Genomic DNA, 16952 nt, shown 5'->3' with positions numbered 1-16952 from the left:
CCCTGCTCGCGCGAGCCATGGGAGGAGCCCTTGCGGCCGCCGAAGGGCACGTGGAAATCGACGCCGGCGGTCGGCAGGTTGACCATCACCATGCCGGCCTCGGCATTGCGCTTGAAATGCGTCGCGTGTTTCAGGCTGGTGGTGGCGATGCCCGACGACAGGCCGAACGGCGTGTCGTTGGCAACGGCAAGCGCCTCGTCATAGTTCTTCACCCGGATCACCGAAGCGACCGGTCCGAAGATCTCTTCTTGGCTGATGCGCATCTGGTTGGTCGCCTCGGTAAACAGCGCCGGCTGCAGGTAGAAGCCGGGCGTGTCGCGCTTCAGGAGTTCGCCGCCGAAGGCGAGTTTCGCGCCTTCCTGTTTGCCGATGGCGATATAGTCGGTGTCCTGGTTGAGCTGGCTCTGGTCGACCACCGGGCCGATATGCGTGCCGGCCTTCAAGGCATCGTCGATAACCAGACCCTTCATGCGCTCGCCCATCGCCTGAACGAAGCGGTCATGGATGCCTTCAGTCACGATCACCCGCGACGACGCGGTGCAGCGCTGGCCGGTGGAGAAGAAGGCGGAGTTGACGGCAGCTTCGACGGCGACGGTAAGATCGGCATCGTCGAGCACCACGAAGGGGTTCTTGCCGCCCATCTCCAGCTGGTACTTGCGATTGTGCTCGACCGAGGCGAGCGCGACGCGTTTGCCGGTCCCGGTCGAGCCGGTAAAGGTGATCGCCTGGACGTCGGGGCTGTCGAGCATCGCCTGACCGACGACCGAGCCCTTGCCCATGACCAGGTTCAAGACGCCCTTCGGCAGGCCGGCGCGCACGAGGATGTCGACGATTGCCCATGAGCAGCCGGGCACCAGTTCGGCCGGCTTGAAGACGATGGTGTTGCCATAGCAGAGCGCCGGCGCGATCTTCCAGGCGGGAATGGCGATCGGGAAGTTCCAGGGCGTAATGATGCCGACGACGCCGACAGGTTCGCGGGTGATTTCGACGCCGATGTTTGGTCGCACCGAGGGGATGACCTCGCCGGCCAGCCTCAGCGCCTCGCCGGCGAAGAAGTCGAAGATCTGGCCGGCACGCACGGTCTCGCCGATGCCTTCGGCCAGCGTCTTGCCCTCTTCGCGCGACAGAAGCCGGCCGAGCTCGTCCTTGCGCGCCAGGATCTCGTCGGCGGTCTTTCGAAGGATGGCGTGGCGCTCGAGAATGCCGGAGCGCGACCAGGCCGGAAACGCAGCTTTCGCCGCGGCAATCGCGGCCTTCGCATCCTCGGCCGAAGCGCGGGCGTACTCCCCGATCACGTCGTTGGTGTCGGACGGATTGATGTTCCGAAGCGCGGGCGTACTCCCCGATCACGTCGTTGGTGTCGGACGGATTGATGTTGGCAACGCCATCACCGCCAACCCACTCGCCGGCAATCAGGTTCTGGTGCAATGTCATGGGCCTCAGCCTCCTTCATCTTGTTTTCGCGGGCAGCCGCTGCTCGGCGGCCTGCCGCTGGCATACCAGATATATCAGAGCTGATGTATGGCGACCTGCTCGTCGCCGGCGATCGCCAGCGGGTTGCGCAGGGCAAGACCGAACTCGGCAGCCTCGATCTCGAAGACATCCCCCTCCTCAGTGCGGATGCCATCACCGAAGGACAGCGTCGCCGTGCCGAACATGTGCACGTGGACGTCGCCGGGCTGGCGGAACAAGCCGTATTTGAAGTGGTGGTGTTCGAGGTTGGCAAAGCTGTGCGACATGTTGGCTTCGCCCGAAAGGAACGGCTTTTCCCAAAGAACTTTGCCGCCACGCAGGATGCGCGAGGTGCCCCTGACATCCTCCGGCGCCGCACCGACGCGAATTTCAGGGCCGAAGCTTGCCTGACGCAGCTTCGAGTGGGCGAGCCAGAGATAGTTGACTCGCTCGGTCTTGTGGTCGGAGAACTCGTTGGCAACGGCAAAGCCGATGCGGAACGGCACGCCCTTGTCGGAGATCACGTAGATGCCGGCCATCTCCGGCTCCTCGCCGCCGTCCTCGGCAAAGGCAGGCGAGACGAGCGCCGAGCCGGGCGCGACGGCAGAGGTGCCGTTGCCCTTGTAGAACCATTCCGGCTGCGCACCGATTTCGCCGGGCTTCGGTTTGCCACCTTCGAGCCCCATGCGGAACATCTTCATGGAGTCGGTCAGCGTCTCCACTGCCGTCTCGGTGGTCTTCTTGTGCATGGCGTCGCGGGTTGCAGCCGAACCCAGATGTGTCAGCCCCGTGCCGGTCAGATGCAGATGCGCCGGATCGGGATGGGTGATCGGCGGCAAGAAACGTCCATCGGCATAGGCCTTTTCGAGATCGATCGAGACGCCAAGGCCCTTGGCCTCGATCGTATCCTTGAGGCTGCGCCCGGCATTGGCCGCTTCCATCGCCAGCGCATAGACGCTCGTTGCACCGTTGACGGCACGGGCAGTTTCACCCGCAGCACGCACGGCGACCGTTATCGATCCGTCTTCGTTTCTGACTTGAGAAATCAGCACGATCCTGTCCTTCCTTGCATCGTTCGGCCGTTGCGCTCACCTGATTTCAGGCAAAACGCCGCCCTTCGGGTGGCTCGCACCGCCCAATCCGACAGCTTCGCTGTCAACCTTGGCAGCCGAGGCCGCCGGTTCCTTGTTACTGGTTCGATCCGGGCTGTTCGGTCGCTCGTCAGCCCTTGTTCTTGTTGTAGACGTCGAAGAACACGGCAGCGAGCAGCACCAGACCCTTGATCAGTTGCTGGTAATCGATGCCGATGCCCATGATCGACATGCCGTTGTTCATCACACCCATGATAAATGCGCCGATCACCGCGCCTGTGATCTTGCCGACACCGCCCGAGGCCGACGCGCCGCCGATGAAGCAGGCCGCGATGACGTCGAGTTCGAAGCCGACGCCGGCCTTCGGTGTCGCCGAATTAAGCCGTGCGGTGATGATCATGCCGGCGAGTGCTGCCAAAACACCCATGTTGATGAAGGTATAGAAGGTCAGTCGCTCGGTATTGATGCCCGAGAGTTTCGCTGCCTTGACGTTGCCGCCCATGGCATAGATGCGACGGCCGACCGTCGAACGCGTGGTGACGAAGGTGTAGAGGGCAATCAGCACGCCCATGGCGATGAGCACGTTGGGCAGGCCGCGATAGGTCGAAAGCTGGTAGCCGATGAACAGCGCGACGACGGCGATGACCGCCATCTGGATGGCAAAGAAGACGAAAGGCTCGTTTTCGCTGCCATGCTGCTCGTTGACCCGGCGATTGCGCACGCCTGCATAGATGGCGTAGCCGACGAGAGCCAGCACCGCCACCAGTGCCACCATGTTTTGGATCAGGTCGGGCTTGGGGTTGAGGAAGTAGAGGAAATCCGGAACGAAGCCGGTCGAAAGCAGCTGGAATTCCTTCGGGAACGGGCCGATCGGCCGGCCGCCGAGCACCACATAGGTAAGCCCGCGGAAGACAAGCATGCCGGCGAGCGTGACGATGAACGACGGAATCTTCTGATAGGCGACCCAATAGCCCTGCGCCGCCCCCATGATGCCGCCAACGATCAGACAGGCGGGAATGACGACGATCGCCGGCAGGCCCCATTTCACCAGCATGATCGCCGATATCGCCCCGATGAAGGCGACGATGGAGCCGACAGAAAGATCGATATGCCCGGCGACGATGATCAGGAGCATGCCCAGCGCCATGATGACGATGAACGAGTTCTGCAGCACCAGATTGGTGATGTTGACCGGGCGAAACAGGACGCCGTTGGTGACGAACTGGAAGAACAGCATGATGACCACGAGCGCGACCAGGAGGCCGTATTCGCGGATGTTGTTCTTGAGATAGTCCCCGATCGAGGGTTTGTTTGCTTGGTTGCTCGTATCGGCGACCATTAGTGTTTCTCCCCTGAACGCATGATGGCACGCATGATGGATTCCTGGCTCGCTTCCGCCTTCGAAAGCTCGGCGACGATGCGGCCCTCATTCATGACGTAGATGCGGTCGCAGGTTCCAAGCAGTTCCGGCATCTCCGATGAGATCATCAGGATGCCTTTGCCCTCGGCTGCAAGCTGGTTGATGATGGTATAGATCTCATACTTCGCGCCGATATCGATACCGCGTGTCGGCTCGTCGAGGATGAGGACTTCCGGGTTGGTGAACAGCCACTTCGACAGCACCACCTTTTGCTGGTTGCCGCCGGAAAGATTGACCGTTTCCTGATAGATCGAGTGCGAACGGATGCGCAGCTTCGAACGATAGTCGGAGGCGACCTTGACCTCCTTGCGATCGTCGATGACGCCATTCGACGCCACGGCCTTCAGGTTGGAGAGCGTGGTGTTCTCCTTGATGTTGTTGATCAGCACGAGACCCAGCTGCTTGCGGTCTTCGGTGACATAGGCAAGGCCGGCATCGATGGCGCGCGGGATGGTGCTGACATCGACCGGCTTGCCGCGCATCAGCACGTCGCCGGTGATCTTGTGACCCCAGGACTTGCCGAAGATGCTCATCGCCGTCTCGGTGCGCCCTGCGCCCATCAATCCGGCAATGCCGACGACCTCGCCGGCGCGCACGGTGAAATTGACGTCGTGCAGGAACTGCCGGTCGCGGTGATGCTGGTGGAAAACGTTCCAGTTCTTCACCTCCAGCAGCGTCTCGCCAATCTTCGGCTCGCGCGGCGGATAGCGGTCTTCCATGGCGCGGCCGACCATGCCCTTGATGATCCGGTCCTCGCCGATATCCTCGGTCTGACAGTCGAGCGTCTCGACCGTTCCGCCGTCACGCAGGATGGTGATCTGGTCGGCAACCTTGCGGATCTCGTTCAGCTTGTGCGAGATGATGATCGACGTCATGCCCTGGGTGCGAAACTCCATCAGGAGCTTCAAGAGCGCGTCGGAATCGTTTTCGTTGAGCGAGGCGGTCGGCTCGTCGAGGATCAGGAGCCGCACCTTCTTCGACAGCGCCTTGGCGATCTCGACCAGCTGCTGCTTGCCGACGCCGATATCGGTGATCAGCGTCGCCGGCGGTTCGCTTAAGCCCACCTTCTTCAGAAGTTCCTGTGTGCGTGCGAACGTCTGCGGCCAGTGGATGACGCCATTGGTGGCGATCTCGTTGCCGAGAAATATGTTTTCGGCGATCGACAGCAGCGGGACCAGTGCCAGCTCCTGGTGGATGATGATGATGCCCAGATGTTCGCTGTCGGAGATGGTCGAGAAGCGGCGCGGCTCGCCGTCGTAGTAGATCTCGCCGTCATAGGTGCCAGCGGGATAAACACCGCTCAGGACCTTCATCAGCGTCGATTTGCCGGCGCCGTTTTCACCGACCAGCGCGTGGATCTCACCTTCGCGAACCTTGAAGCTGACATTGTCCAGCGCCTTGACGCCCGGAAACGTCTTGGTGATGCCACGCATTTCGAGAATGATATTGTCCATGTTCAGTCATTCCAGCGGCAGTCGGCAAGAGAGTACAGGCTCCCTCACCCGGATAAAAGGGCCCGCGACGGATCGCGGACCCCGATGCATGGCCTGATCAGTTGTTGATCTGATCTTCGGTGTAGTAACCGGACGAAACCATCACGTCCTTGATGTTGGACTTGTCGACGGCGACCGGCTTCAGGAGGTAGGACGGAACGACCTTGACGCCGTTGTCGTAGGTCTTGGTGTCGTTCACTTCAGGCTCCTTGCCTTCCATGATCGCGTTGACCATGCCGACCGTGACCTTGGCGAGTTCGCGCGTGTCCTTGAAGACCGACGAGTACTGCTCGCCGGCAAGGATCGACTTGACCGAAGGCAGCTCGGCGTCCTGGCCGGTAACGGCAGGCATCGCCATGTCGCCCGAGCCGTAGCCGACGCCCTTCAGCGCCGAGATGATGCCGATCGACAGGCCATCATAGGGCGACAGAACGCCATCGACCTTGGCGTCGGTGTAGTTCGACGACAAGAGGTTCTCCATGCGAGCCTGGGCAACGGCACCGTCCCAGCGCAGCGTGCCGACCTGGTCCATGCCCTTCTGGCCGGACTTGACGACGATCTTGTTGCTGTCGATCAGCGGCTGCAGAACCGACATTGCGCCATCGTAGAAGAAGAAGGCGTTGTTATCGTCGGGCGAACCGCCGAACAGTTCGACATTCTTCGGCTCGGTCGCGCCGTCGAGCTTCAGGCCCTGCACCAGCGAGGTTGCCTGCAGCACGCCGACCTGGAAGTTGTCGAAGGTGGCGTAGTAGTCGACATTGCCCGAATCGCGGATCAGACGGTCATAGGCGATGACCTTGACGCCGGCGTCGTGGGCCTTCTGCAGGATGTCGGAAAGCGTCGTGCCGTCGATGGCGCCGATGACGAGAACCTTGGCGCCCTTGGTCACCATGTTTTCGATCTGGGCGAGCTGGTTCGGAATGTCATCGTCGGCGAACTGCAGGTCAGGTGTGTAGCCTGCTTCCTTGAACAGCTTCTCCATGGTCTCGCCATCGGAGATCCAGCGGGTCGAGGTCTTTGTCGGCATGGAGATGCCGACCGTGCCCTTGTCCTGAGCGAAGGCGGGTGCAGCAAACGACGCGACGGATATCGCAGCCGCTGCGAGAAGCGAGGTAATCAATTTCATCTGGTCTCTCCCAAAAATGTTGAAGCCGGCAGGCCCGCAGCCTCCCCGTCTATGCGCAGCGATCCACCGGCCCGGAGATCTTAGTCTCCGGCGGTGGATCAAGGTGAAGGAAAACCTCCCCGCCCGCATGCTCCCACATGCACTGGCACATGAGGAAAAACTGGAATCAAAAGCCATAACTGTCAAATACAATATCGCTTTGCATGCATACCATAATTGATATAATCATCAAAAACAGTGTGATTTTTGAAACATCCTGAAAACTGGATTGCCTACGATGATCAAGGAAGGAAAGCCAGGCGCGACAGGGATTGCCGCCGAACAGTTCGACAGCGGACTGTTTCGCTCGGGCCTGAAGATCAATCACCTCCGGCTGATCCTGGCGATCGACGATCATCGTCGCATCAGTGCGGCTGCAGAGACCCTCGGCATCTCCCAGCCGGCCGCATCGCGCATGCTCGCGGAGATCGAGACGATCCTGAAGGCGCCGATCTGCGAGCGAGTCGCGCGCGGCGTGGAACTGACCCGCTACGGCCAGGCGCTGGCGCGCCGCGCGCGCACGATCTTTCTGGAACTGCGCGAGGCCTCACGCGAAATCAATGAATTGAAGACCGGCAGCGGCGGCTCGGTGTCGATCGGCTCGGTGACCGGACCAGCACTCAACCTCGCCGTACCGGCGATCCGCCAGGTTATCACCGCCTATCCCGGCATCGAGATCAACATACAGATCGAAAACAGCAACGTGCTGACACGCGAGCTGCTTGCCGCCCGCCACGACTTCGTCGTCGGGCGCATTCCGGACGATCTCAACCCGCGGCTCTTCAACATGGTCGAGATCGGCTACGAAGAGGTCTGCCTGATCGTGCGCGACGGCCACCCGCTGCTCGAAAAACCTGTCGCCGATGCCGAGGACCTCCCCGCCTACGACTGGGTGTTCCAGCCGCCGGGTACGCTGCTGCGGCGCGCGGTCGAAGACAGTTTCATCTCTGCCGGCGTAAGGCTGCCGGCAACCGTCATCAACACGTCCTCGATCATCCTGACACTGTCGATCGTGCGCAATACCAACGCGATTGCCCCGGTGGCGCTCGACGTCGCCAACCTGATCGCCGACAATGGCACGCCAGCCGGCGAGATCCGCATCCTCAAGACCGAGATCCCGATCCGCATCAAACCCTACGGGTTGATCACCGCCGAGGGACGCGCTCTGCCGCCGAGCGCCAAGCTGCTTTACGATCTCATTCTCAAGCAGGGGCGAGCCTGACCTGACTGATCAGCCCGGCATGATCACACGGACTGATCAGCCTGGGATAATCTCCATCCGGCATTTTGCGCCGGGATAACGGAGGGCTGCATGTTTGGAATGTCGGTGTTTCAGTCCGTGCTTGAACGGCTGAAGACGGAAGAGGACGAAGGAGAGACCGCAGCGACGGCATTGGCCGCCACGCCGCGCGCGCCGTCTTGCGCAACCCCGTTCGTTGCCGGTGCCAACGAGAACGGGTCGGCTGCGCACAGCGCTGTCGAGCGCGCCTATTTCGACGCGTCCTTCATCGAGCCTCCCCCGACAGAGCCGATGCCGGCGTTTCTCAATCGCACCAGTCTTGAAGAGGTCGCCGAAGAACTGGACCTCGACGAACGGGAAACGCTCGGAACACTTGCCGCCAAGCGACGAATCTTTGCCGCGGCCAATCATCCCGACCGCCTGCCGCAGGACTATCGCGCCAATGCCACGGTGCGGATGAAACTCGCCAACATGCTGATTGACGAAGCGTCACGTCAGTTGCAGGCGGCCTGACTGTCGCTCACGCGTCGTTGTCAGCCTTGGGCGTTTCGTCCTTTGACGCAGTACTCTCGGCGCCTGCAACCTTGTCGGTCGGCTTGTAGAAGAGCAGCAGCGAAGAGCCGACATAGGCGGCGATCGCGAGCGCAATGATGCTGAAGAACGGTTGATCGTGATAGAATTCAAGCGCCGCCCATCCGGCGCAGACCAGGAAAATCAGGATCCGGCGCCACAAGGGACGGTAAAAGGCGTGGTCCGGGTCGATGAGTTTGATCATCCTGTCCTCTGGCTGTCATGCGCTTGTGATCGGCAAAGGATGTCTTGTAGGGGAAATGCACCCGCCGCCGCAAGCCCGCGGCCGCGGCACGCCCTTGACGAACGCCACCAAAATAGAATAAAAATTCCGAAAATAATTTCATCGGCCATTTCATTCCGAACAGACAGCGCGACGCGCCGCACGGGGAAAGGGTCGAGCGAGGGAGAGGAACGCGCGCGCCATCCGCTTGCGCAACAGTACCGCCAGACGCCTTGCAACCGATTCGTGGAATTGCCCTTCCGCGGCGCCTTTGCGCGATGAGCGCTGATCATCACGCACCTTCCCGGTCACGGACCGGATTTCGAGAGAGACAGAGATGACAGTGAGATTTGGTCTTCTGGGCGCCGGACGCATCGGCAAGGTTCACGCAAAGGCCGTCAGCGGCAATCCCGATGCCGTGCTCGTCGCCGTGGCCGATGCCTTCCCGGCGGCTGCCGACGCCATTGCCAAGGCCTATGGCTGCGAAGTCCGCACCATCGAGGCGATCGAAAAGTCGGCCGACATCGACGCCGTCGTCATCTGCACGCCGACCGACACCCATGCCGACCTGATCGAGCGTTTCGCCCGCGCCGGCAAGGCAATCTTCTGCGAAAAGCCCATTGATCTCGACGTCGATCGCGTCCGGGCCTGCATGAAGGTGGTGGCCGAGACGAAGGGCAAGCTGATGGTTGGCTTCAACCGTCGCTTCGACCCGCATTTCATGGCCGTTCGCAAGGCCATCGACGCCGGCAAGATTGGCGATGTCGAGATGGTGACGATCACCTCGCGCGACCCCGGCGCGCCGCCGGTCGATTACATCAAGCGCTCTGGCGGCATCTTCCGCGACATGACCATCCACGACTTCGACATGGCGCGCTTCCTGCTGGGTGAAGAGCCGGTATCGGTCACGGCGACCGCAGCCGTGCTCGTCGACAAGGCAATCGGCGAAGCCGGCGACTACGACAGCGTATCGGTCATCCTGCAGACCGCATCCGGCAAGCAGGCGATCATCTCCAACTCGCGCCGCGCCACCTACGGTTATGACCAGCGCATCGAGGTTCATGGCTCCAAGGGCGTCGTCTCGGCTGAGAACCAGCGCCCGGTTTCGATCGAGATCGCCAATGGCGACGGTTACACCCGCCCGCCGCTGCATGACTTCTTCATGACCCGCTATACCGAAGCCTATGCCAATGAGATCGAAAGCTTCATCTCCGCGATCGAAAAGGGCACCGAAATCACCCCTTCGGGCAAGGATGGCCTCGCGGCGCTTGCACTTGCCGATGCGGCGGTAAAGTCGGTCGTGGAAAAGCGCCAGATCAGCGTCGGTTAAGGCGCAGGCAAGCCCCAGAATCGAACGGCCGGGCGCATTGCGCTCGGCCGTTTGCATTTCCGGGCTACCGCTTCAACCGTCGGCGCGCAGCGCCTCAGTCGCCCACTCGCGCGCCTGTTCCTCCTGCCCGGTGCTGGGCGCAACTCCGGGCCTGCCGGTCAGAAACCCCTGGACCTGCAGGCAGCCTTCTTCGACCAGGATCTGTCTTTGCCGCTCCGTTTCCACGCCCTCGGTCACGACAGGCAGGTTGAGGCTGTTACCAAGCGCGATGATCGCCCTGACGATGGCGTGCGCTGAAGGGTCCTTGTCTATCAGGGCCGTAAAGCTGCAATCGATCTTCAGCTTGTCGAACGGGAAGGTCTGCAGGTTGCTGAGGGAGGAATGCCCGGTTCCGAAGTCGTCCATGACGATGTGAACCCCGTGGATGCGCAGCCGTCCGAGGGTGGCAAGGACATCTTCGCGATTGTGCAGAAGCGCAGCCTCGGTGATCTCCAGCTCCAGCCTGCGCGGCTCCAACCCCGTGCGCCGCAGGATGCCGAAGATCTGGTCGAACAGATTGGGAAGCAGGAACTGCACCGGCGAGATATTGACCGACACCGGCAAGGGCTCGTTCCATTTCGCCGCCTCCCTGCAGGCCTGCTCCAGCACCCATTCGCCGATCTGGATGATCGAACCGCTTTGCTCGGCAATGGGGATGAAGACATCGGGACTGATCAGGCCACGCTCGGGGTGCATCCAGCGCAACAGCGCTTCATAGCCCAGAACCCGGTCGCCACGCAGATCGACAATGGGTTGATATTCAAGGAAGAGTTGCCGCCGAAGCACGGCGTGACGCAAGTCGTTTTCAATCTGCCGGCGGGTGCGCACGGCTTCGTCCATCTCCGTATCGAAGAAGCAGGCAATCCCCTTGCCGGATTGTTTGGCGCGGTAGAGAGCGGTATCGGCGTTGTTGCGCAGTCGGTCGGCGGTGTCGCCGTCGATCGGGTAGATCGCGGCACCGATGCTGACGCCAACGGCGGTCGGATCGCGGTTCGTATCCATCTCCGCGGCAAAAAACGTCAGGATGCGGTCAGTCAGGTGACGGGCGGCCTCCGGTTGCTCGCCCCCGACCTGAAGGATGGCAAACTCGTCACCGCCCAGCCGGGCGACGGTATCCCCCTCGCCGACCGCCTTGCGCAGGATGTCGGCAACCTTCTTGAGGATGCGATCACCTTCGCCGTGGCCGAAGATGTCGTTGACCGCCTTGAACCGATCAAGGTCGAGGCAGAGGATGGCGAGGTGCTCGTCCTTCGCCGCCGCCGCCGCCATGGCCTGGCCAAGGCGAAGGTCGAAGAAACCGCGGTTGGGAAGATCGGTCAGGGCATCGTGGTGCGCCAGATGCTCGATGGTGCGTTCTGCTTCCTTGCGCGCGCTCAGATCGCGCACGAAGATCACCTCGCATTCGCGCCCGCGATATTCGATCGTCCGGCACGTGAACTCGACAGGAACGGACTGCCCGGCCACATCGACCAGGTCGACCTCCCCCGGGCCGTCGCCGCGATGATGGCCCTCCAGCCCTTCCTTGCCGAAGGCGAAAATGTCTGCGGGATCTCTGGCGACAAGCTCGGGAACCTTGCAGCCCGCCAAGCGTGCGAAGCGTTCATTCGCGTCGATGATGCGGCCTTCATGCACGATGGCCATGCCTTCCAGCGACGCATTGGCAAGGCCGCGCAGGTCTGTCAGATGGCGGTCGACGAACACCGCGCCGAAGGCCAGGATGATCAGCATCGTCGAGGCAGCGATGACCCCACCGGCAAGCCAGGCGGGATGGATGACATCGGTTGCCGGGATATCCGGCGCCGGCACCAGCGTCACGCCGCTCATCGACGTGAAATGGAGGACGCAGATGGCGATGACGAGCAGCAGTGTCGAAACCACCAGCCGGCGGACATTGCGCAACACATGAAAGGCATGAAGCGCTGCTGATGCCAGCAAGGTACCGGCAACGATGGCGAAGGCTGTGAATCTGGTGTCGTAGACGATGTGACCGGGCATCTCGAGCGCCTGCATGCCGGTATAGTGCATGGCGGCGATGCCGACACCCAGGATGACGCCGCTTGACGCAAGCGCGTAATGCGAGCGTGCACCGAGCCCGACCGTGAACGCGACCCAGGCAGCCGCGACGGCGACCGCAATCGAGAGCGCTGTCCCGGAGGCGCCGTAGGAAACCGTCATCCCGCCATCATAGGCAAGCATGGCAATGAAATGGGTGGCCCAGACGCCGATGCCGCAGGCAACACCACTGGCGGCGACCCAGAGATCGCGCTGGTTGCCTTCACTTCGCTGGGCACGCAGCAGCAACAGCATGGTAGCCACACAGCCGGCCAGGCAAACCACGGCAGCCACCAGCACCAGACGCCAATCGTGGTCATCGCGTATGCATGCAATCACTGAAAACATGATCGTCTCCCGCGTCAACACCACATTGACAAGGAGTTGCTAAATAACCGTAAATTGCATTAGCGTGCTTGTTCGCCCTTGATACAACCCCAAGAATGGTTGTCTCAACCCGCGCCTCACGCGCGCGCCAGTCAGGCCGTGGCGATCTCGCTATCGATCACGCCCAAGGCGCGCTCGAGATGTCCGTCGAAAACGAGCCGTTGCTCGTCGAGCACAACAGATATTTCGGGTGGCCCCTGAAGTCGGAGCTGGAGTGACTGGGACACACCCTCCATCAACCCACCCTGCAGCAGATCGAAGTAGCGCGTCCCGGGGCCGGTGACGTAGATCGGCATGCGCTCGTAAAGACTGAGCATGCGCGATATGCCGTTGCCGAGAGCAAGACCCGCCTGTCGAAAGGCATAGCCCGCCATCCGATGCCCCTGGCGCGCACTCGCCGCGATCTTGTCCATCTCGGCGATCGGCACGAACTTTGCCGGGATCGTGTCGGGCGGCACTTCGAAAGCTGCTCGAAGGATGCCGTAGAACCCGGCGGCCGCTTCGATGCAGCCATAGGCGCCGCACCGGCACAATCCCGCCGATGGCGCATGCAGCATGTGCCCGAAGTTTGGCGCCGTCACGTCGATCTCGCCGAACCTGCCCTTGCGGGCAACACCGAGGCCGATGCTGTGGCCGAGCGAGATGGCGGCAAGCGATCGGAAACCGGCCTCTGGCGCGCGTTCCGCTTCCGCAGCCAGCGCCTGCGCCACCAGCAAGGTCTCATTGTTGAGCATCACCTTCGCCCGCCATTCCGGGGCAAGCAGTGCGGCAAAGTCGAGTTGTTCGCTGCCGAAGACCGGCGACCAGAGCAGACGCGCCGCGTCGTTGTCGACATCAACCAGACCCTTGCTGCTGATGGAGACGGCAAGCACACGGTCACGCGTCAGGCGCGAACGCTGCAGCAAGCGCTCCAGCGCATCGACGAAGATCTGCGCGAAGGCGGATGTGCCGCGCTGGTCGTGATTGCGGCTCTCTTCGAAACGGTCGAGCAGCGTGCCGCCGTAATCGGTCAGCGAATATTGCACCACATCGGAAGAGATGCGCACGACGATGACATAGCCGCAGTCACGGCGCGGCGTGAACAGCACACGTGGACGCCCACGCCCGCCCTGCACCTGCTGTTCCGCCTTGGCGATGACGCCTGCCCGCTCGAGCTCGGCCGTGATCGCCGAAACGGTCGCAGACGCAAGCCCGGTCGCAGCAGAAATCTCCGTATGGGAAAGATTGCGGGCACGCCTGAGCGCGGCAAGAACCAGGGCGCTGTTTTGCTGACGCACGAGCTCAGTGCTGGACTTGGTCAGCATCATACGTCCTTGCCGGTGGCGGGTCCTTCGAACACATGCCCTCCCAAAGCATCTGCCGTGCGGCGAAGCAAGGCGCTGACGGCCTTGTCGATAGCCTTGCCAATCTCTGCCACTGATTTTCTCGACTGTCGAGAAATAATCCACAGGCCATTTCGCGAGCCAGGCAATCGCAATCGCGCTGTTCGGCGTCGACAGGAGAGGTCTTGCCGCAAGTTGCATTGCACGGTCGCCGGGCAAAACCCACCGAGCCAACGGACAAGCCACCCGGAACCTTCCCGGAGATCGCCCCGGGCGTTGGTTGAAATGACACGACAATCCTTTTCCGACTGGCCGCGGGACCACACATTCCCTTGTGACGCTGCGGTTGTGCGCACTGCGCGTCGGTGCATCCAGGCGTCGAATGCAACCGGGTTGCCCGTGTTGACAGGTCCGGGATTCTCTGACATTCATTTTCTCGACTGTCGAGAAAATAAAGCCGAACGATGTTACGGTGGCATTTCGACAGCGTTGCAAGGCTGGTCGAGGATGGTGCGGGAGGTTCGCACGCTCAGCCGGCCGCCACTCGGGAGGATGAAATGAAAACCGTTTTGAAGCTGATGGCAGGGGCTGCCATCATCGCGTCGATGCATTCCGCCGCGATCGCCAAGGACCTGGTGGTCGGCGTTTCCTGGTCCAACTTCCAGGAAGAGCGTTGGAAAACCGACGAAGCCGCCATCAAGGCAGCGCTTGAGGCATCCGGCGACAAGTACATTTCCGCCGACGCACAGTCTTCCGCTGCCAAGCAGCTGACCGACGTCGAGTCGCTGATCGCCCAGGGCGCCAACGCTCTGATCGTGCTGGCGCAGGACAGCGACGCCATCGGGCCGGCCATTGAAAAGGCTGCCGCAGAAGGCATTCCGGTTGTCGGTTACGACCGCCTGATCGAAAACCCGGCCGCCTTCTACATCACCTTCGACAACAAGGAAGTGGGCCGCATGCAGGCTCGCGAAGTGTTCAAGGTCAAGCCGGAAGGCAACTATGTCTTCATCAAGGGCTCGTCTGCCGACCCGAACGCCGACTTCCTGTTCTCCGGACAGATGGAAGTGCTGAAGGAAGCCGTCGACGCCGGCAAGATCAAGAATGTCGGTGAAGCCTATACCGACGGCTGGAAGCCGGAAAATGCCCAGAAGAACATGGAGCAGTTCCTGACCGCCAACGACAACAAGGTCGATGCGGTCGTCGCTTCCAACGACGGCACCGCCGGCGGCGCGATCGCAGCCCTCGACGCACAGGGCCTCGCCGGTTCCGTTCCTGTCTCCGGCCAGGACGCCGACAAGGCCGCTCTCAACCGCGTAGCCCTCGGCACCCAGACCGTTTCGGTCTGGAAGGACAGCCGAGAACTCGGCAAGCGTGCAGCTGAGATCGCAGCCGAACTCGCAAGCGGCAAGAAGATGGAAGAAATCGCCGGTGTGACCGCCTTCAACGGCGGCCCGAAGGGCGTCGCCATGCAGTCGGTCTTCCTCGCACCGCTGCCGATCACCAAGGAGAACCTCAACGTCGTCATCGACGCCGGCTGGATCTCCAAGGACGAAGCCTGCCAGGGCGTCAAGGGCGACGTGGCTGCGTGCAAGTAAGCCGCCCGGACAGGGTTGAGCTCTGACCTCCTGACAAGCGCCGCAACGCACCCCGTTGCGGCGCTTGCGCAAGGTGCGGCCGGGGCGGACAATGCGGCAAGACCTTCGGGCGCGCATTGACGAACGAGAGAAGCGCTCGACAGCTGTCTTCATCATCAGACTTGTCGCGTCCCATCCGGCCGTTTCGTGCCGGCAGACGCGATGACATCAACGAAAGAGTGGGGGGAAGGCACGTCCATGGCCGACATCACACAGGGCAATCAGACACAAAGAACCCAGGCCAACCGGGCCCGCAATGCGGACGAAAACCCGGTGAAGCGCTTTTTCCGCGCCACCGAGATCGACACCCGCCTGCTCGGCATGGTCGGCGCGCTGGCCATCATCTGGCTCGGCTTCGAGATCATGACCGGCGGGCTATTTCTGACGCCGCGAAACCTTTGGAACCTGACGGTTCAGACCTCGTCCGTCGCCGTGATGGCGACCGGCATGGTGCTGATCATCGTCACCCGCAACATCGATCTGTCCGTCGGCTCCGTGCTCGGCTTCTGCGGCATGATCATGGCGGTCATGCAGGTGAAAGTCCTGCCGCAATATCTCGGGCTCGAGCATCCGGCCATCTGGATCATCACGCTCGCCTGTGGCATCGCCGTCGGTGCTGCGATCGGCGCGCTCCAGGGTTCGATCATCGCCTTCCTCAACGTGCCGGCCTTCATCGTCACGCTCGGCGGCCTTCTCGTCTGGCGCGGCGCCACATGGTTCGTCACCAGCGGCCAGACGGTCGCGCCGATGAACTCCACCTTCCGCCTGATGGGCGGCGGCACCGAGGGATCGATCGGCGCGACAGCCAGCTGGATCGTCGGCATCATCGCCTGTATCGCCATCGTCGGGGCAATCCTTAACTCACGCAAACAACGCAAGCGCTTCGGCTTTCCGCTGCGCCCGGTCTGGGCTGAATACTTCCTCGGCATCCTCGGCTGCATCCTGGTGATGGGTGCCGTGGCGATCGCCAACAACTATTACTGGCCGGTCAACATCGCCCGCAAATATGCTGACGCCAACGGCATCGCCTGGCCGGATGGCGGTCTCCTGATCTCGCATGGCATCGCCATCCCGGTTCTGGTTGCCATCGCGGTCGGCATCGTCATGACCTTCATCGCCACCCGCCTGCGCTTCGGCCGTTACGTCTTTGCACTCGGCGGAAACCCTGAGGCAGCCGAACTTGCCGGCATCAAGACCCGCTGGGTCACCGTCAAGATCTTCATGCTGATGGGCGTGCTTTGCGCCATCGCCGCCGCGATCTCGACCGCCCGCCTCAACGCCGCGACCAATGCGCAAGGCGAACTCGACGAGCTCTACACGATCGCAGCCGCTGTTATCGGCGGCACGTCGCTTGCCGGCGGTGTCGGCACGATCGCCGGCGCGATGATCGGCGCCCTCGTCATGCAATCGCTGCAGTCGGGCATGGTGCTGCTCGGGATCGACAGTCCGTTCCAGCGCATCGTCGTCGGCGTGGTTCTTGTCGTCGCCGTCTGGCTCGACACCATCTACCGCGCCCGTGCCAAGTAAGAAGGGG

12 protein-coding genes and 1 pseudogene are annotated in these 16952 nt (G+C 62.0%); 5 read left to right on the top strand and 8 right to left on the bottom strand.

Annotated elements, in window-relative coordinates:
- The 5 genes and pseudogenes from LPJGGPFB_RS32205 to chvE form a co-directional block, all read right to left on the bottom strand.
- A pseudogene (locus tag LPJGGPFB_RS32205) lies at positions 1 to 1434 on the bottom strand (aldehyde dehydrogenase family protein); the annotation flags it as partial.
- Positions 1435 to 1508: 74 nt separating this feature from the next.
- A complete protein-coding gene (gene araD1 / locus LPJGGPFB_RS32200; protein WP_173423975.1) occupies positions 1509 to 2504 on the bottom strand; it encodes an AraD1 family protein in 996 nt (331 codons plus the stop codon).
- Positions 2505 to 2673: 169 nt separating this feature from the next.
- Positions 2674 to 3882 (bottom strand): multiple monosaccharide ABC transporter permease, encoded by a 1209-nt coding sequence (mmsB, locus tag LPJGGPFB_RS32195; RefSeq protein WP_173423974.1) that lies wholly within the window; start codon positions 3880 to 3882, stop codon positions 2674 to 2676.
- A complete protein-coding gene (gene mmsA / locus LPJGGPFB_RS32190; RefSeq protein ID WP_173423973.1) occupies positions 3882 to 5417 on the bottom strand; it encodes a multiple monosaccharide ABC transporter ATP-binding protein in 1536 nt (511 codons plus the stop codon). The genes mmsB and mmsA overlap by 1 nt, the downstream gene beginning before the upstream one ends.
- Before the next feature lie 97 nt (positions 5418 to 5514).
- Positions 5515 to 6582, bottom strand: a complete 1068-nt coding sequence (gene chvE / locus LPJGGPFB_RS32185; RefSeq protein ID WP_173423972.1) for a multiple monosaccharide ABC transporter substrate-binding protein — start codon at positions 6580 to 6582, stop codon at positions 5515 to 5517.
- 277 nt (positions 6583 to 6859) lie between these two features.
- Here chvE and LPJGGPFB_RS32180 point away from each other — a divergent pair, with 277 nt between their 5' ends.
- Both LPJGGPFB_RS32180 and LPJGGPFB_RS32175 read left to right on the top strand, forming a co-directional pair.
- Positions 6860 to 7843: a LysR family transcriptional regulator gene (locus LPJGGPFB_RS32180; RefSeq protein ID WP_173423971.1), complete on the top strand. Its 984-nt coding sequence runs from the start codon at positions 6860 to 6862 to the stop codon at positions 7841 to 7843.
- A 90-nt stretch (positions 7844 to 7933) separates the two neighbouring features.
- The gene (locus LPJGGPFB_RS32175) at positions 7934 to 8374 is read left to right on the top strand and encodes a hypothetical protein (RefSeq protein ID WP_173423970.1); all 441 of its coding nucleotides are present in this window, start codon (positions 7934 to 7936) and stop codon (positions 8372 to 8374) included.
- A 7-nt stretch (positions 8375 to 8381) separates the two neighbouring features.
- Here the strand turns inward: LPJGGPFB_RS32175 and LPJGGPFB_RS32170 are convergent, their stop codons facing one another.
- Positions 8382 to 8636, bottom strand: a complete 255-nt coding sequence (locus LPJGGPFB_RS32170) for a hypothetical protein (protein ID WP_234903171.1) — start codon at positions 8634 to 8636, stop codon at positions 8382 to 8384.
- A gap of 355 nt (positions 8637 to 8991) precedes the next feature.
- On the opposite strand from LPJGGPFB_RS32170, the gene iolG reads away from it, so the two are divergent.
- Positions 8992 to 9984 carry an inositol 2-dehydrogenase gene (iolG, locus tag LPJGGPFB_RS32165; RefSeq protein ID WP_173423969.1) on the top strand — a complete coding sequence of 331 codons (993 nt, stop codon included), beginning with the start codon at positions 8992 to 8994 and terminating at the stop codon, positions 9982 to 9984.
- A 72-nt stretch (positions 9985 to 10056) separates the two neighbouring features.
- Here iolG and LPJGGPFB_RS32160 read toward each other — a convergent pair whose 3' ends face one another.
- Together LPJGGPFB_RS32160 and LPJGGPFB_RS32155 are read right to left on the bottom strand one after the other, a co-directional pair.
- A complete protein-coding gene (locus LPJGGPFB_RS32160; RefSeq protein WP_173423968.1) occupies positions 10057 to 12423 on the bottom strand; it encodes a bifunctional diguanylate cyclase/phosphodiesterase in 2367 nt (788 codons plus the stop codon).
- A 131-nt stretch (positions 12424 to 12554) separates the two neighbouring features.
- Positions 12555 to 13766: an ROK family transcriptional regulator gene (locus LPJGGPFB_RS32155; RefSeq protein WP_173423967.1), complete on the bottom strand. Its 1212-nt coding sequence runs from the start codon at positions 13764 to 13766 to the stop codon at positions 12555 to 12557.
- A 575-nt stretch (positions 13767 to 14341) separates the two neighbouring features.
- Here LPJGGPFB_RS32155 and xylF point away from each other — a divergent pair.
- Positions 14342 to 15379 (top strand): D-xylose ABC transporter substrate-binding protein, encoded by a 1038-nt coding sequence (gene xylF / locus LPJGGPFB_RS32150; protein ID WP_173423966.1) that lies wholly within the window; start codon positions 14342 to 14344, stop codon positions 15377 to 15379.
- 237 nt (positions 15380 to 15616) lie between these two features.
- Positions 15617 to 16945 (top strand): sugar ABC transporter permease, encoded by a 1329-nt coding sequence (locus LPJGGPFB_RS32145; RefSeq protein WP_173423965.1) that lies wholly within the window; start codon positions 15617 to 15619, stop codon positions 16943 to 16945.
- Positions 16946 to 16952 lie beyond the last annotated feature (7 nt).

Origin of the sequence: Ensifer adhaerens (genome assembly GCF_013283195.1) — a bacterium.
Taxonomy (GTDB): domain Bacteria; phylum Pseudomonadota; class Alphaproteobacteria; order Rhizobiales; family Rhizobiaceae; genus Ensifer; species Ensifer adhaerens_G.
The sequence above is the reverse complement of the archived record's forward strand: the minus strand, read 5'-3'. Positions and strand labels throughout refer to the sequence as shown.

Excerpts from the sequence above, each read along its gene's own strand:
- mmsB (WP_173423974.1), bottom strand. The coding sequence starts at position 3,882 with ATGGTCGCCGATACGAGCAACCAAGCAAACAAACCCTCGATCGGGGAC.
- mmsA (WP_173423973.1), bottom strand. The coding sequence starts at position 5,417 with ATGGACAATATCATTCTCGAAATGCGTGGCATCACCAAGACGTTTCCG.
- chvE (WP_173423972.1), bottom strand. The coding sequence starts at position 6,582 with ATGAAATTGATTACCTCGCTTCTCGCAGCGGCTGCGATATCCGTCGCG.
- LPJGGPFB_RS32180 (WP_173423971.1), top strand. The coding sequence starts at position 6,860 with ATGATCAAGGAAGGAAAGCCAGGCGCGACAGGGATTGCCGCCGAACAG.
- LPJGGPFB_RS32175 (WP_173423970.1), top strand. The coding sequence starts at position 7,934 with ATGTTTGGAATGTCGGTGTTTCAGTCCGTGCTTGAACGGCTGAAGACG.
- LPJGGPFB_RS32170 (WP_234903171.1), bottom strand. The coding sequence starts at position 8,636 with ATGATCAAACTCATCGACCCGGACCACGCCTTTTACCGTCCCTTGTGG.
- iolG (WP_173423969.1), top strand. The coding sequence starts at position 8,992 with ATGACAGTGAGATTTGGTCTTCTGGGCGCCGGACGCATCGGCAAGGTT.
- LPJGGPFB_RS32160 (WP_173423968.1), bottom strand. The coding sequence starts at position 12,423 with ATGTTTTCAGTGATTGCATGCATACGCGATGACCACGATTGGCGTCTG.
- LPJGGPFB_RS32155 (WP_173423967.1), bottom strand. The coding sequence starts at position 13,766 with ATGCTGACCAAGTCCAGCACTGAGCTCGTGCGTCAGCAAAACAGCGCC.
- xylF (WP_173423966.1), top strand. The coding sequence starts at position 14,342 with ATGAAAACCGTTTTGAAGCTGATGGCAGGGGCTGCCATCATCGCGTCG.
- LPJGGPFB_RS32145 (WP_173423965.1), top strand. The coding sequence starts at position 15,617 with ATGGCCGACATCACACAGGGCAATCAGACACAAAGAACCCAGGCCAAC.